Origin of the sequence: Exiguobacterium sp. s157 (genome assembly GCF_018618205.1) — a bacterium.
Classification (GTDB): Bacteria; Bacillota; Bacilli; order Exiguobacteriales; family Exiguobacteriaceae; genus Exiguobacterium; species Exiguobacterium chiriqhucha.
This window is the reverse complement of sequence record NZ_JACSLQ010000001.1, coordinates 93127-107257: the sequence shown is the minus strand read 5'-3', so window position 1 is coordinate 107257 and position 14131 is coordinate 93127. Positions and strand designations below refer to the sequence as shown.

The following is a 14131-nucleotide window of genomic DNA, read 5'->3' as shown; positions in this document are numbered from 1 at the left end:
TACAAATAAAACGCTCGAGTACTGCTCGGGCGTTTTGCAATCGCTTTCAGTTTTTACGTTTCTTGTGTTGTTCTTTCCGGTGAATCTCGGTCACGAGCAAGGCTGCGATAATGCCGCCGAGTGATCCGGCAACGAGATCGACCATCGTGTCGTCGTTCCCGTTCCCTTGCATCGTCGTGTTCAATAGCAAGTCAGATGTGAATTCATACATTTCCCAAAGTGCCGCCCCGGCCATCGCGAAGACGACGATATAGACGAAGACGAACCGCTTCGGCATCTCAAGTCGGATGTCCTCATCAAGTCGACTTAAGAAATCGAAGCCGAGAAACGCCAAGAAGACGCCGCTCAACACGTGAAGAAACGTGTCCCACCAACCGTTCGAATACAAGCCGACAATCGACCCCAAGTACTGCGACGCAAACAAGAATAAGATATAGGCGACTTTCATTTTAGCGTCGAACTCGGTTTTGAACGTCTTCTCGAGGATGAACGGAATCAAACCCGACACGATCCCTGCCCCGGCGACGCTCGCGTCAAACCACTCTCCTTCGATGATCGACGTGACGAGTATGACCGCCATGAACAACACGAACCCGAATTCCAATAGACGTCCTCGTGTCAGTTTCATCTCTGCGCGCCTTCCTTCGTAAGAATGTCTCACCTACCGTATTCCCTTTTCAGCGACCGTTTCAACAATCCCTTCCGAAAATTCGTGCTTTTGTCGGATTCTTCCGTCATCGGTTTGTCTCATACTGAAAGAAACGATTCGAGGAGGAACACTCATGCCGATCAACCCTTACCTCAATTTCAATGGCGACTGTCGCGACGCCGTCCTGTTTTATGCCGACGTCTTCGCCGAGCCCGCCCCGGACATCATGACGTTCGCTGCCCAGCCTGGACCGGACGGTGAACCGGTACCGGATGAGCTGGCCGACCTCGTGCTCCATGCCCGTCTGAGCGTCCACGGCACTTCGCTCATGTTTTCGGACGCGATGCCGGACGGTCCGGTCACGTTCGGACAGAACATCACGCTCGCCGTCGTGACAGATGACCTCCACGCCATCCGTCGTGAATTCGAGGCCCTATCTGACGGCGGCCGTGTCCTCATGCCGCTCCAAGAGACGTTCTGGAGCAAAGCGTACGGTATGGTCGAAGACCGTTTCGGTGTCCAATGGCAATTCAGTCACGAGGCTTGACCATGACAAAGACCCCATGCTACTTGCGATGGGGTTTTTCGACTCTTTTTATGATTAGCATTATGACGGGGCCATGAATCAACACTGAATTACTTATGAACGGAGAAACAAGCCTGTAAGCAACATGAGATAAAAATAATCTGGTTCTCTATATCGCGTTTTAAAATGAGGTTCTGCGTATAAAGTGAAAAAAACTTTCAGGGAGATGGGATAAACTCATGAAAGAAGACAAACACGAACACTCAAATATTCCGATTTGGGCTTATGAGACTATTGAAATAGAAGATTCTAATGTGCAGTGGGCACGGTTAGGTCTACAAGAAACAAGAGAGTTGTTCGACTTACTTTCAAAGTTTGACATCAAGGAAGCGGAACACATAGGTAGTACGGCCGTTCCTGGTCTACCCGCAAAACCGATTATAGATGTGATGATTGGGATCGAATCGTTTGAAAAAATCCACGATATTGTTGATACGTTAACGTTGCATGATTGGCACTATGTACCACCTGAACTAGATGGACAATCCTGGCGGAGATTTTTTGTGAAAGTAAAAAATGATAAGCGAGTTGCTCATTTACACATCATGAAAATAACAGAAGATCGTTGGGGAAAACAGATTGAGTTTCGAGATAAATTACGAGACAATCCTTCGCTTGTAAATGAATACGGGCTTCTTAAAAGACATTTAGCAAAAGAATTTCGTAATGACCGAGAAAAGTATACTCAAGCTAAAGCTGCCTTTATAAATCAAGTATTAAACACCTGACTTGGAGGCATGGAAACACGAATTGGGCAAACATGACTGCAGCAATGCTTCACTTCGGGCAGAACCATCAATAAAAAAAAGAATCAGACCGCATATTGCGATTTGATTCGTTAACAGCTCGAGACCCCATCGCAAATCCGCGATGGGGTCTCGTTTATTTCTGGGCGACAAAAAAGATTCGTTCTGCGTTCGGGCCCGGAGCTTGGTCCGTAAAGTCGGCCGTGACCGATTTCACATGGAAGCCGGCTCCGATGAGCCATTGCATATATTGCCCCGGCTCATACGTCCGTTGCTCATGCGTCTCTTCGACACGCTCATACGTGCCATCCTCAAGGGCGACAAAGAACGTCAAATCGTGAACGACCGAGAGCGGTGCTTCGCCTGGGTCGGCGAACCAGATATACGAGCAATCTTCCCCGTTCGAGGCATACGTCTTCTGGTTGAAAAGCGTCTGCATCTTGTTTGGCGAATGCACATCAAAGATGAACATGCCGCCCGGTTTCAATTGTTCGTACACCGCCTCGAACGTGTCGATGACATCGGCCTCATCCTCGAGATAGCAAAGCGAGTCACAGAGGATTGTCACGGCGTCCACCGGATGTGGCAATTCAAGCTCCCGCATATCCTGTTGCCAGAGCGGAAGCGTGATGCCTGCCTCGAGCGCTTTCTCTTGGGCGACTTCGAGCATCGACTCAGATAAGTCGAGTCCGATCGTCTCGTAATACTGCGCCAAGCGAATCGTCGCCGAGCCCGTCCCGCATCCGACGTCAGCAAGCGATGCACCGTCTTTGACATGGCGGCGCACGAAGGCGACCCAGTCCTCGTACGGGGCATCTTTCATCAACTCATCGTAGACGTAGGCGAACCCTTCGTACGCCATTAGCCGACTTCTACTTCCACTTGTGGCGCATCTGCCCACAGTTTTTCAAGGTTGTAGTAGTCGCGGTCATCGCGATGGAAGATATGGACGACGACGTTTTCGAGGTCAGCGAGCACCCAACGTGCCGAGTCCATGCCTTCGAATTTGTGGAGCGGAAGCTCATACTCTCCGGCCACGTCTTTGATTTCGCGCGCGATCGCTTGGACTTGCTTCTCTGAGTTACCGTGGCAGATAACGAAATAATCTGCAACTGGTGAGATGCCTTCCATGTCGAGGACGACGATATCTTCGGCACGCTTATCGTCAGCGGCCTTCACGATCAATTCTAATTCTTCTTTTACAGTCATACTGTACCTCCTAGGGTGTTTTCACAAAATGGTTATACGTCTCAATCGTCAGCGGGAAAATCCGCACCGACTTGTTCAATAAATAAGCAATCGTCTGGCGCAACGTCGCGACGACGGCCGCTTCGAGCGAACGATCCGCGAGGTCACGTAAGACGTCGACGCCGGGATACGACCGATTCGGTTCGATCGCGTCCGCAACGAATAAAATCTGGTCGAGCCGGGACATGCCCGGTTCTCCGGTCGTGTGGTTCTTGATGGCCGACACGACGGCCGGGTCAAGGTCGTACGCTCGGTCTAACAGGATGGCCCCGACCGGCGCATGCAACAGCTCGTCATCGAACGCAAGCAAGCTCGGGTCGAGGTTCTCCTCGACCACGACTTGCCGCATCATGTCGGCATCCAAATATTTCGCATAGTCGTGCAACATCGCCGCGAGTCGCGCCGCTTCCACATCGGCACCGTACAAGCGGGCCAACCGGTCGGCCGTCTCGACGACACCGAGCGTGTGGATGTAGCGTTTCTCGGGCAACGTCGCCTCAATCAATGATTGTGCTTCCTCATACGTCATACAAGTCGCGCTCCTTGATATAAGTTTCGACATCGAGCGGGACGAGATATTTGATGGACTTGTCCCGTCTCGTCCGCTCCCGGATATCGGTCGACGAGATCTCGAGTTGCGGCATATCGATCGTGCGCACATCTGCCTGTTTCGGGATGCGGTAGCGGCTGCCCGGACGCGCGACAGCCCCGAACGTGACGAGGGTGACGAGCGTCTCGTAATCGTACCACTTCTCAAGTGATTCGAGCGAGTCCGCCCCAATCAAGAAGAAGAACGTGTCGTCCGGAAACAAGTCCCGCAACCGTCTCATCGTCTCGACCGTATAGGACGGTTCGTCACGTTCAAACTCAATCAAGCTTAGTTTGAACGCAGGTTGATCTGCAATCGCCCGCCGGGTCATTTCGATTCGGTCTTTAGCCGGGCTGAAGCCCGCCTTGTGCGGCGGAATCGCCGCCGGCAGAAACCAGACCTCATCGAGTTCCAACTGTTCGCGCGCCTGTTCGGCGATCAATAAATGACCGAGATGTGGCGGGTCGAACGTGCCTCCCATCAGGCCGATGCGGCTCATGGGAGTTTGATTTGGCGATTTTCTTTCTCAGTCGCCTGTTTGTACAAGACGATGACTTTTCCGATGACTTGAACGACTTCGGCTTTCGTGCCTTCAGCCAATTCTCCGGCTACGTCTTTCGGCGTATCGGTACAGTTTTGAAGCACTTGAACTTTCAAGAGCTCACGTTTTTCGAGCGCGTCGCTGATGTCTTTGCACATCGCTTCACTCACTCCATTTTTTCCGACTTGATAAATCGGCGAGAGGTGGTGTGCCTCGGCACGTAAAAAGCGTTTTTGTTTACCTGATAACATACTATTTATTCCTCCAATAAGCGTTCAATTAACTTCATTCCGACAAGTTGATCCGGTCTCACACCTGTCCAATATTCAAACGCCAAAGCGCCTTGTCCGACGAACATGGCAGTTCCGTTGACGATTTTCGCGTCTGCTTTGGCGGCTTCCTTTAAAAACGGTGTGACGAGTGGACGATATATGATATCACAAACGACAGTGTTTTGTCGTAAACCTTTTAACGATCGTGGTGAATCGACCCCGTCCATGCCGACCGATGTCGTCTGGATGATGACGTCATACCGTGCGATCTCGACATCTGTGAGCGCCTGCGCCTCGATCCCGAACGCGTCCGCGAGACGCTCCGCCCGTTCCATCGTTCGATTCGTGACCGTGACGTCACGGGTCGGCAATGCACTGATGATGCCACGCGCTGCCCCACCCGCCCCGATGACGAGCACATGACCCGTCCAATCGGTCCAGCGGTCGAGCGCGGCGACGAGGCCAGCACCGTCCGTGTTCGTCCCAATCAGCTTCCCGTCCCGCTTATACACCGTGTTGACGGCACCAGCGGCTTCGGCCGCCACATCGAGTGTATCAAGGTACGGGATGACAGCCTCTTTATACGGGATCGTGACGTTGAATCCGTCCCAGACACCGTCACGCATCTGTTGAAACAAGTCCTCGATTTCGTCCGGGGTGACGTCGAGCGCCTCATAGCGCCCGAAAAGCCCAGACGCTCTCAGCCACTGCTCGTGCAGGACGGGAGAGAGCGAATGAGCAATCGGGTGACCGATGACGGCCAGTCTCATACGAGCGCCTCACGCAATGTGACGGCAACTCCTTTTGGTGCCCACGCGGCGATGCGTCCACCTTTTCCGTGAATCGCAACCCAACCGAGTCCGCTGAAGACGATGTCTGTCTTGACGCCGTCACGGAGACTGAACTCGTGACGCACGAGCGGAGGCAATAGTTGCAACGTTTTCTCGTTCGGCGGATTGAGCATCTTACCGATATGGTTTTCGTATAGTTCATCTGCTTTGTCGAGCTTGGTCCGGTGTGTCTTCAACTCGTTCGACATGTAGACAACGAACGAGCGCTTGTTGCCTTCCATGTAGTCGAGACGGGCGAGTCCACCGAAGAAGAGTGTCTGCTGCGGGTTCAATTGGAACACGTGCGGCTTAATCTCTTTTTTCGGGGTGATCGTCTTCAAATCTTTCGCATCGACATAATGCGCCATTTGATGACGGTTGATAATCCCCGGCGTATCGTACAGGTTCGCATCATCGTCGAGCGGGACGTCAATCAAATCGAGCGTCGTTCCCGGGAAATGACTGACCGTGATGATGGCCTCGTCTTCTGCTCCGAAACGCTTGATGATTTGGTTGATGAGCGTCGACTTCCCGACGTTCGTACAACCGACGACATAGACATCCTTGCCTTTACGATAGTACTCAATCTTCTCTGCGAGCTCGTCGATGCCGTGCCCTTTTTTGGCACTGATCAAGTGCACATCGACCGGGTTCAAGCCGAGTTCTTTCGCTTCAGACTTCATCCAGTTGGCCATCCGGTTCGGGTTGACCGACTTCGGTAACAAGTCGACTTTGTTCCCGACCAAAAGGACGGGGTTCGTGCCGACTGAGCGTTGTAGCCCTGGCAACCAGCTGCCATTGAAGTCGAAAATATCGACGATTTTAATGACGAGCGCTTCTTTGGAGCTGATGCCATTCAAGATGCGCAAGAAGTCGTCATCTGTCAATTCGACGTCTTGAATTTGATTGTAGTGCTTCAATTTGAAGCAACGTTGGCAAATGACGATCTCGCGATCGAGTGCCGATTTTGGTGCATAACCGGCACCGGTCGGGTCTTCCGTTTGAATAGCGACACCGCAACCGGCGCAATAACGTGTTGTTTCTTCCATAATGTTGTCTGCTGTCATTTAAGTTGCCTCTTCTTCATTCACTGTAGCGCCTCGCCGCTACTCCTGAAGCGTTAATTCCGACGCCTTACGCGCCGTACATGGACAGCCTCCTTCTTCCTGTGCGTTCGAGGTCCTTATTCATCTTTTTTATGTGAATCTTCGGAACGTGAGTGCATCGCTTCACCGATTTTCTCAGCGACGGCCACTTTGGCGCGCTTCGCATCGACGGCGAGTTCCTCAACTTTTTTCGTGATCAACACGTACTTTCCGCGACGTTTCATATGGGCGAACACGACTTTTTCAAGCATGCGATTGAACTTCGTGACGAGTCCGTCCGTCTTGACGACCGGTTGCACGTGAATGACGTGAATCCCGGCCATGTTGGCACCGAGTACGTCCGTGAACAATTGATCGCCTAAGAAGATGGCTTCTTTCGTCGAATAGCCATATTTTGCGAGCGCCTGTTTGAATCCAGACGGTAACGGCTTTTTCGCACGTGCCACATAGTGAAGGCCGAGCGGTTCCGTGAACGTACGTACGCGGTTCTCGTTATTATTCGAGACGACGATGACATCGAGGCCGTGTGACTTCACTTTTTCAAGCCATAGCAAAAGAAGCTCTGGTGCGTGCGGGACGTCCCAGGCCACGAGTGTATTATCAAGGTCCGTCAAAATTACACGTACCCCACGGTCTTTCAATTCTTCAAGGTCGATGTCAAATACTGACGCGACGAACTGTTTCGGATAAAGTCGATTAAACACGGTTAAATTCCTCCAATTAGCTAAAGCGATTCAACTACTATACATGTAGTGATATCCCTTCTATGGTAAACGAAAACCGACTAAACGACTAGTGTATCGTTCGGTCGGCCTGAAAAAGTTTTAAAAAATCAACCGTTTTGCATCGTCCCGATGACTTCTCCGAGTCGAACCGGGCCGATTTTGGCTGGGTCGATGGTGACGCGGCCTTTCTCAAAACAAAGGATGACGGTCGAGCCGAATGAGAAATAACCGACCTCGTCGCCTTTGCCCGCGTGTTCGCCTTCAAGCGTCCATTCGATCGTATTGACGTTCAACGCCCCGACCATGATGTGCTCGTATACTCCAACGGCCGTCTCGAAGCGTGTGACGCGACGATAGTTGCGTGAGAGCGGACGAACCGTCTCCGTCAACCCGATGTCATTCACCGGTGCCGAACGGTCACCGAGTTCATAATGACTGAGCACCCGCCCGGCGAGCGGGACGTGGACGCGGTGATAGTCACGCGGGCTCAAATAAAGGACACAGACCGTACCGCCGGCGTAACGTCTTGCTTCTTGTTGCGATCCGAGCAGTTCGGCGAGCGTGTACGACTGACCCTTGACCTCGAAGCGGCTGTCGTCCGTAATATCGGCCACGATGGACAGTTTGCCGTCGCATGGTGAGACGACCGAGTTCGGGTTGGCGTCAATCGGCCGGACCCCGTCTTTCAAATGACGTGTGAAAAAGGCGTGCAGGCTCGGATAAGCCTCGATCGGTTCCGCCGCTTCATCAACGTTGATTTGATACGTTTTCGCAAACGACGGGATGAAGGCCCGGCTCGCTGACGATTCAGCGAAGGCACGGAGTCGCTTGGCAATGACCGGGGTCGCGTTCAATTCAAACAAAGTCTGATATAAGCGGCTTTTGATCACTGTGTGCCCTCCTCGTTTTTAAAGAACGTTTCATACTGTTGCTCAGAGACCGCTCCTTCAACACGTCCGACTTCTTTTCCATCTTGGAAACGAATCATCGTCGGTGTCCCGTTGATGCCATAAGTCGTCCAGACGTTGTGGTCGGCCAAGTTGATGGAGACGGCGTCATTCTCTTCGATGAGTGGCTCGACGTATGGTTTGACTTGCTCACAGTATTCGCAACCTGTCTGCCAGAAGTAGACGACGACTTCCTCTTCTTCTGAAATCTTCGTCTCGAGCTCGTCAGGTGTGACGGCGTTGACGCCCGTCTCCTCATTCGCGTTGTTCAAGAAGAACAACAAGCCGAGACCGATGACGATGATGACTCCGATGATGGCGAACGTGATGAAGTTCGCCCGTTTGGCACTGTTTTTCATATTCGATTCCTCCTAATAATATAAAAAGAACTGACTCGGATATGAGCCAGCTTGGTTGTAGACGTCTTACTTCTCTTGTGCGACGTCGCTAATCCCCATATCTTGGTTAAGCGTGTCCAAGAGTACAATAAAGATCGTGATGACGACGCCAAAGAATGTCGCGAGCATCGCGTTGAACGTCACGCCATCGACAGCAGAAATGATAAAAATTGCTGTATTCGAAAGCAAGATCGCCCAGAACAATGTGACTAAGTAACGCATCGATAGTCCCCTCCATCTCACAGATGATTCATGAAAAATTTATACGTCCTTAGTATAGCATTGTTACCGTAAAATGTGCGACCTCGATTGTATATTCTTTCCGTCGAAACGGGAAATATGGTACGGTTTGAGAAATAAGCAACTCGTAGAAAAGAGGAAACCCTATGTCACGTTATTTAATCGCAGTCGATTTGGATGGAACGTTGTTGCGCGACGACAAGACGATCAGTGAGCGCAACGTGCGCGCGCTTCAAGCAGCCCGTGAGGCGGGTCATGAAGTGATGATCGCGACCGGTCGCCCACAACGCCACTCGATCATGTATTACGAAGAGCTCGGCTTGACGACACCGCTCATCAACTTCAACGGCGCGCTCGTCCATCACCCGAAAGATCCGTCATACGCAGTGACGCACCGGCCGATTCCGCTCAAGACGGCGCACGAAATTATCGAGGAAGTATCGGAAACGAAAGCGCACAACATCGTCGTCGAAGTGACCGACCACGTCTACTTCCATAAAGATCCGCAAGAGTTTTACAGCCCGTACGCCGAGCGCGCGCTCAGCGTCACGTCGGGCAACTTGCTCAAACACTTGCAGGAAGAACCGACCTCGCTCCTCATCCACGCGACGAAAGAGCACGTCGACAACGTCCGCGCTCGTTTGAATAAAGTCCACGCCGAGGCCGTCTTGAACCGCCAATGGCGCATGCCAGAGCACATGATCGAGGTCATGAGCCAGAACACGTCGAAAGCGCTCGGGTTGCGCGAAGTATCGAAACATCTCGGTATCAACCGCAAAAACATCATCGCGTTCGGCGACGAGGAAAACGACCTCGAGATGCTCGACTACGTCGGCACCGGCGTCGCGATGGGCAACGCCATCAGCCAGTTGAAAGCCGTCGCGGATGAAGTGACCGCTTCAAATATGGAAGACGGCATCGCCATCTACCTCGAAGAAAAACTTGGCATCAAAGCATAATCCACACACCGACTGTTCATGCAGTCGGTGTTTTTTGCGTTCGATTCTAACCATGGTCAAATAAAGCGCCACAAATAGTCGTCAAAAATCTTGGTCATCACTTTCGGGGTGTTCGCGATGTACACGTTGATTTGTTCCACGTTCGAGTCATACGGATCCGCGTCACGTTCATCCGTCGGGAAGTCTGAGATTCCTTTGATGACGATGCATTCGACGTCATTTTTCTTGCAGATATACGCGATGGCGCCTGCTTCCGTATCCGCGATGGTGATGTCGTGTCCTTTCAGTTCCAGGTAGTCGTTCCACATCACGACCGCTCGATCGGCCGTCGCAATGGTACCCGTCAAAAAATCGTCCCCGTAGTTCGCTAGTTCAATGTCGACGATGAACGATTGCTTGATCAGCGGCTCTACTTCTTTGACCGTGCAATCGTATTGAACAGCGCGATGAGGGATGAGGATATCCAACTGGTTGAACGTATCGTCGATTCCGGCGCACGTGCCAGCCACAATCACTTTCATTAAATTGAAGCGAGACATCATATATTGATTAGCACCGACCCCGTTCGCTTTCCGCACACCGGTGCTGTAGAAAACGAGTTCGACATCATCAAGCGTCCTCTTGAAATACTCGCCATACGGGTAACTGAACCGCTCATCTACGCTAACGTCATAATACTCCAATGTCGCTTCATACTCCCATTTCGTCGCAATACTGACTCCAATCATCACACGTCCCCCTCACACTCGTTTGATCTCTACCTATACAATAACCCCCGCTGAGCGTTCAGCGGGGGTTTATTTTAGCGTCGGAACGCACCTTCGACATCTTCAGTCGGGACCATATTGATGAAGACGCTTGGATCGGCGTCTTTACAGATGCGTGTGATTTCACGCACTTCGTGTCGTTGAGCGACCATCATGAGCGTCGCTTTCTCGACTTTCGAGTATGTGCCGATCGCCGGCATGAGCGTGATGCCGCGGAAGACGTGCTGGTGCAACTCCTTCGTCACTTCGTCCGGATGACTCGTGACGATGAAGAGCGTCTGGCGCTGCGTATTCGTATAAATCTCATCGATGACTTTCGACGTCACATATAAGAAGACGATCGTATAAAGCGCGGTCTGCCAACCGAACAACGCACCGGCCCAAAGCGCGATCATCATGTTCATGAGGAACAGATAGACGCCGACCGAGTTGTTCGTGAACTTCGCTAAGATCAGGGCGACGATATCGAATCCGCCGGTCGAGGCACCGAAACGAATCGTAATCCCCGAACCGATGGCGAGCAAAACCCCACCGAACACAGCATTCAAAAGCGGGTCGTCCGAAATGATTGACGACTGCGGAAGCACGCGAATGAACACGGTGACTGCCGCGACGCTGATCAATGTATGAATCATCATGTTCTTGCCGAGCATGAAATAACTGACGATCAACAGCGGTACGTTCAAGACGAAGAACCAAATCCCTTCCCCGAGCTCAAACGGTGTCCCCGCAAACAGTTGCGTAAAAATTTGGGCGAGCCCCGTAAATCCGGTCGAGTATACCCCCGCCGGGATTAAAAATAATGTCATGGATAATGCAACGAACACTCCCCCGATAATCGAAACGATTCCGATGCGAGCGTGTTCTTTAACGGCTTCCGTCAAGTTTTGTCTCCCCTTTCAAAAATGGCTAAGAATCAAGATAACATAGTTTTCTAGTGCTGCCTACCATAAAAATAATGGGATGTGTCCACGCTCTTCATAAAAAAAACAAGCCGGCCGAGGCCGACTTGTTGAGCTGATGCGTTTGGTCACGCTTTCACCGCCTCGATTGTCACGGCATCGTTTGCCGGAACTGTGACGATGTTTCCGTATACGCGGATGGACACGTCCGTGCCACCTGTCTGTTTGATCGTCACTTGTTCACGCGTCGACGTGACCGTCAAGTGATGACCGCGCCAGAGCATGTTGAACGAGTACCCGTTCCAGCCCTTAGGAATCATCGGGCTGAATGTGAGCTCCGACTCAAGGGCGCGCATTCCTGCGAAACCGTGAACGATTGACATCCATGAGCCGACCATCGACGTGATGTGAAGCCCGTCTTCCGTGTCGTTGTTATAGTTATCGAGATCGAGTCGTGCCGAACGTTGGTACAACTCGACCGCCTTGTCTTCATAGCCGACTTCGGCTGCGATAATCGAGTAGACGCAAGGCGACAAGCTCGACTCATGGACCGTACGCGGCTCATAGAAGTCGAAGTTGGCCCGCTTCTGTTCGACCGTGAAGCGATCGCTGAACGTATACAGTCCTTGGAGCACGTCCGCCTGCTTGATGAAGTTCGAGCGGAGGATACGGTCCCACGACCAGTTTTGATTGAGCGGCAAATGTTTCGGATCGAGGTCTTTCACCAAAATCTGTTCTTTATCCATGAAGCCGTCCTGTTGCATGAACACGTCTGGGACGAGGTCATCTTTCGGGTAGTACATCTTCGTTTGGATATCGTTCCACTTCGCGAGTTCTTCGTCTGAAAGACCGAGCGTCGCGACAAGTTCTTCAAGGCGCGCTGGCTCTGCTTCTTTCAAATAGTTGTACACTTCTTGCGTGTACTCGAGCGTCCACGCGGCAATCAAGTTCGTATACCAGTTGTTGTTGACGTTGTTGTCGTATTCGTTCGGACCTGTGACGCCTAGAATCATATACACGTCTTTGTGCGGGACAAAGTTGACGCGGCTCGCCCAGTAACGCGAGATCTCGACCAATACTTCAAGTCCGTATTGACCTAGGTATGACTTGTCGCCCGTGAAGTTCGTATAGTTGAAGATGGCGTGGGCGATCGCACCGTTCCGGTGAATCTCTTCATGCGTGATTTCCCACTCGTTGTGGCACTCTTCGCCGTTCATCGTCACCATCGGATAGAGGGCGCCTTCCATGCCGACGTTCTTGACCGAGTTCTCTTTTGCTTGCGGCAATTGGTTGTGACGATATTTGAGCAAGTTCCACGATACTTCCGGTTTCGTCGTCGCCAAGTAGAAGTGGAGGCAATACGCTTCCGTGTCCCAGTATGTGGCGCCGCCGTATTTCTCGCCGGTGAACCCTTTCGGTCCGATGTTGAGGCGCGAGTCCTCGCCCGTATACGTCTGATACATGTTGAAAATGTTGAAGCGGATACCTTGCTGCGCTTCAGCGTCGCCGTCGATGCGGACGTCCGCGTCTTCCCAACGAGCGAGCCATGCTTCCGTCTGCTCGGCGAGAAGCGTTTCGAAGCCTTTTTCGAACGCCATCTCGACACGTTGCATCCCTTCCGATTGTAACGCCTCGACTTCATAATCACGGTTCGTGACGACCGAGACGTACTTGTACGCCGTCGCCGTCTCACCAGCTGGTGCCGTGACCGTGAACTTGTTGGCGACGTAAAGGTCCGTCGCTTCGAGCACTTCGCAACGTGCCCCCTCGACGTCAGCAATCATCGATGCCGTGACGTGCCAGTCGAGCTTCTTCGTTTTCGTTGTCACGAAACCGAAACGCTCTTCGACGCCGTGTTCGACCGGCAACCAGAACTTCTCATCGTAGTTCGAGTCTTCGTTGACGACATCGCCGTCCAAGAAAGGTGTGAATTCGACTTTCGCTTCGTAGTTGACCGGAGTGACGTTGTAACGGATCGCCAAAATCTCTTTGTCGACGATTGAGAAGAACCGGACGACTTCGACGTTCGTCTCTTCCGTCCCGTTCACGAGCGTGAACGTCCGCGTCAAGACACCGCGCTGCATATCAAGTTCACGCGTAAAGTCTTTCACTTCCCACTTCGCCAAGTCGACCGGCGTCCCGTTGATGGCGACACGAAGCCCAACGACGTTCGTCGCGTTCAATACTTTTGCGAAGTATTCCGGATAACCGTTCTTCCACCAACCGACACGTGTCTTATCTGGGTAATAAACACCGGCCACGTAAAAGCCTTGATGTGTATCGTTTGAATACTCTTCTTCAAAGTTGCCACGCATCCCCATATGTCCATTCCCGAGCGAGGTAATTGATTCCGCCAGGCGATTTTCTTCCGGATGTAGGCCTTTTTCCGTTACTTTCCATTCGTCGACTGCAAACAATCGTTTCATCTGTCTGCCACTCCTTTTTCTCTACAAGGCTACTCGTCATTAGACAATCGAATCATGCAACCGCTTGTCTATGAAAGCGCTGTATTTCAATCTCACCTCTCATTTTACACGACTCGCACAAGAATGCAATCGTTTGCATAAACTTTTTTCTTACTTTTTGGAGCAAACAAAAAACCTACCACCTTTTCAAGAAGGCAGTA

The 14131-nt window shown here is 51.8% G+C and carries 18 protein-coding genes; 3 read left to right on the top strand and 15 right to left on the bottom strand.

The features are described from left to right. Positions 1-46: 46 nt before the first annotated feature. Positions 47-628, bottom strand: coding sequence for a DUF2238 domain-containing protein (locus KNP67_RS00585; protein WP_021066644.1), 582 nt, complete (start codon positions 626-628; stop codon positions 47-49). 154 nt (positions 629-782) lie between these two features. Here KNP67_RS00585 and KNP67_RS00580 point away from each other — a divergent pair, with 154 nt between their 5' ends. Continuing rightward, complete coding sequence (locus tag KNP67_RS00580; protein WP_214755697.1) at positions 783-1196, top strand: VOC family protein; 414 nt, start codon at positions 783-785, stop codon at positions 1194-1196. 218 nt (positions 1197-1414) lie between these two features. Next, the gene (locus tag KNP67_RS00575; protein ID WP_029595934.1) at positions 1415-1963 is read left to right on the top strand and encodes a GrpB family protein; all 549 of its coding nucleotides are present in this window, start codon (positions 1415-1417) and stop codon (positions 1961-1963) included. Positions 1964-2117: 154 nt separating this feature from the next. Here KNP67_RS00575 and KNP67_RS00570 read toward each other — a convergent pair whose 3' ends face one another. The 11 genes from KNP67_RS00570 to KNP67_RS00520 form a co-directional block, all read right to left on the bottom strand. After that, positions 2118-2843 carry a class I SAM-dependent DNA methyltransferase gene (locus tag KNP67_RS00570; RefSeq protein ID WP_021066646.1) on the bottom strand — a complete coding sequence of 242 codons (726 nt, stop codon included), beginning with the start codon at positions 2841-2843 and terminating at the stop codon, positions 2118-2120. Then, complete coding sequence (gene rsfS, locus KNP67_RS00565) at positions 2843-3190, bottom strand: ribosome silencing factor (protein WP_214755696.1); 348 nt, start codon at positions 3188-3190, stop codon at positions 2843-2845. Before rsfS ends, KNP67_RS00570 begins: the two co-directional genes overlap by 1 nt. A gap of 10 nt (positions 3191-3200) precedes the next feature. Continuing rightward, entirely contained in the window at positions 3201-3758 is a 558-nt protein-coding gene (yqeK, locus tag KNP67_RS00560) for a bis(5'-nucleosyl)-tetraphosphatase (symmetrical) YqeK (RefSeq protein WP_021066648.1), read from the bottom strand. After that, the gene (locus KNP67_RS00555) at positions 3748-4317 is read right to left on the bottom strand and encodes a nicotinate-nucleotide adenylyltransferase (protein WP_058763065.1); all 570 of its coding nucleotides are present in this window, start codon (positions 4315-4317) and stop codon (positions 3748-3750) included. The genes yqeK and KNP67_RS00555 overlap by 11 nt, the downstream gene beginning before the upstream one ends. After that, positions 4314-4610 carry a ribosome assembly RNA-binding protein YhbY gene (yhbY, locus tag KNP67_RS00550; RefSeq protein ID WP_021066650.1) on the bottom strand — a complete coding sequence of 99 codons (297 nt, stop codon included), beginning with the start codon at positions 4608-4610 and terminating at the stop codon, positions 4314-4316. The genes KNP67_RS00555 and yhbY overlap by 4 nt, the downstream gene beginning before the upstream one ends. Before the next feature lie 5 nt (positions 4611-4615). Next, positions 4616-5401: a shikimate dehydrogenase gene (gene aroE / locus KNP67_RS00545; RefSeq protein ID WP_021066651.1), complete on the bottom strand. Its 786-nt coding sequence runs from the start codon at positions 5399-5401 to the stop codon at positions 4616-4618. Further along, entirely contained in the window at positions 5398-6510 is a 1113-nt protein-coding gene (gene yqeH / locus KNP67_RS00540; RefSeq protein ID WP_029595938.1) for a ribosome biogenesis GTPase YqeH, read from the bottom strand. Before yqeH ends, aroE begins: the two co-directional genes overlap by 4 nt. A 134-nt stretch (positions 6511-6644) precedes the next feature. Continuing rightward, positions 6645-7271 (bottom strand): YqeG family HAD IIIA-type phosphatase, encoded by a 627-nt coding sequence (locus KNP67_RS00535; protein ID WP_021066653.1) that lies wholly within the window; start codon positions 7269-7271, stop codon positions 6645-6647. Between the two features lie 128 nt (positions 7272-7399). Next, positions 7400-8182: a phosphatidylserine decarboxylase gene (locus tag KNP67_RS00530; RefSeq protein ID WP_051627745.1), complete on the bottom strand. Its 783-nt coding sequence runs from the start codon at positions 8180-8182 to the stop codon at positions 7400-7402. Next, positions 8179-8598: a thioredoxin family protein gene (locus KNP67_RS00525; RefSeq protein WP_214755695.1), complete on the bottom strand. Its 420-nt coding sequence runs from the start codon at positions 8596-8598 to the stop codon at positions 8179-8181. The genes KNP67_RS00530 and KNP67_RS00525 overlap by 4 nt, the downstream gene beginning before the upstream one ends. A gap of 66 nt (positions 8599-8664) precedes the next feature. Beyond that, the gene (locus KNP67_RS00520) at positions 8665-8859 is read right to left on the bottom strand and encodes a YjzD family protein (protein WP_021066656.1); all 195 of its coding nucleotides are present in this window, start codon (positions 8857-8859) and stop codon (positions 8665-8667) included. Between the two features lie 164 nt (positions 8860-9023). On the opposite strand from KNP67_RS00520, the gene KNP67_RS00515 reads away from it, so the two are divergent. Continuing rightward, positions 9024-9836, top strand: coding sequence for a Cof-type HAD-IIB family hydrolase (locus tag KNP67_RS00515; RefSeq protein ID WP_029595940.1), 813 nt, complete (start codon positions 9024-9026; stop codon positions 9834-9836). A gap of 56 nt (positions 9837-9892) precedes the next feature. Here KNP67_RS00515 and KNP67_RS00510 read toward each other — a convergent pair whose 3' ends face one another. The 3 genes from KNP67_RS00510 to KNP67_RS00500 all read right to left on the bottom strand — a co-directional run bounded on the left by KNP67_RS00510 (position 9893) and on the right by KNP67_RS00500 (position 13931). Then, entirely contained in the window at positions 9893-10564 is a 672-nt protein-coding gene (locus KNP67_RS00510; RefSeq protein ID WP_214755694.1) for a 5'-methylthioadenosine/S-adenosylhomocysteine nucleosidase family protein, read from the bottom strand. A gap of 74 nt (positions 10565-10638) precedes the next feature. Next, positions 10639-11487 carry a YitT family protein gene (locus KNP67_RS00505; RefSeq protein WP_021066659.1) on the bottom strand — a complete coding sequence of 283 codons (849 nt, stop codon included), beginning with the start codon at positions 11485-11487 and terminating at the stop codon, positions 10639-10641. Between the two features lie 146 nt (positions 11488-11633). Next, entirely contained in the window at positions 11634-13931 is a 2298-nt protein-coding gene (locus KNP67_RS00500; RefSeq protein WP_214755693.1) for a glycoside hydrolase family 65 protein, read from the bottom strand. Positions 13932-14131 lie beyond the last annotated feature (200 nt).

What these genes read in the sequence shown, in the direction of transcription:
- yqeH (WP_029595938.1), bottom strand. Translation starts at nt 6,510, where the DNA reads ATGGAAGAAACAACACGTTATTGCGCCGGTTGCGGTGTCGCTATTCAA.
- KNP67_RS00570 (WP_021066646.1), bottom strand. Translation starts at nt 2,843, where the DNA reads ATGGCGTACGAAGGGTTCGCCTACGTCTACGATGAGTTGATGAAAGAT.
- KNP67_RS00555 (WP_058763065.1), bottom strand. Translation starts at nt 4,317, where the DNA reads ATGAGCCGCATCGGCCTGATGGGAGGCACGTTCGACCCGCCACATCTC.
- aroE (WP_021066651.1), bottom strand. Translation starts at nt 5,401, where the DNA reads ATGAGACTGGCCGTCATCGGTCACCCGATTGCTCATTCGCTCTCTCCC.
- KNP67_RS00525 (WP_214755695.1), bottom strand. Translation starts at nt 8,598, where the DNA reads ATGAAAAACAGTGCCAAACGGGCGAACTTCATCACGTTCGCCATCATC.
- KNP67_RS00500 (WP_214755693.1), bottom strand. Translation starts at nt 13,931, where the DNA reads ATGAAACGATTGTTTGCAGTCGACGAATGGAAAGTAACGGAAAAAGGC.
- KNP67_RS00520 (WP_021066656.1), bottom strand. Translation starts at nt 8,859, where the DNA reads ATGCGTTACTTAGTCACATTGTTCTGGGCGATCTTGCTTTCGAATACA.
- KNP67_RS00580 (WP_214755697.1), top strand. Translation starts at nt 783, where the DNA reads ATGCCGATCAACCCTTACCTCAATTTCAATGGCGACTGTCGCGACGCC.
- KNP67_RS00510 (WP_214755694.1), bottom strand. Translation starts at nt 10,564, where the DNA reads ATGATTGGAGTCAGTATTGCGACGAAATGGGAGTATGAAGCGACATTG.
- yhbY (WP_021066650.1), bottom strand. Translation starts at nt 4,610, where the DNA reads ATGTTATCAGGTAAACAAAAACGCTTTTTACGTGCCGAGGCACACCAC.
- rsfS (WP_214755696.1), bottom strand. Translation starts at nt 3,190, where the DNA reads ATGACTGTAAAAGAAGAATTAGAATTGATCGTGAAGGCCGCTGACGAT.
- KNP67_RS00585 (WP_021066644.1), bottom strand. Translation starts at nt 628, where the DNA reads ATGAAACTGACACGAGGACGTCTATTGGAATTCGGGTTCGTGTTGTTC.
- yqeK (WP_021066648.1), bottom strand. Translation starts at nt 3,758, where the DNA reads ATGACGTATGAGGAAGCACAATCATTGATTGAGGCGACGTTGCCCGAG.
- KNP67_RS00515 (WP_029595940.1), top strand. Translation starts at nt 9,024, where the DNA reads ATGTCACGTTATTTAATCGCAGTCGATTTGGATGGAACGTTGTTGCGC.
- KNP67_RS00575 (WP_029595934.1), top strand. Translation starts at nt 1,415, where the DNA reads ATGAAAGAAGACAAACACGAACACTCAAATATTCCGATTTGGGCTTAT.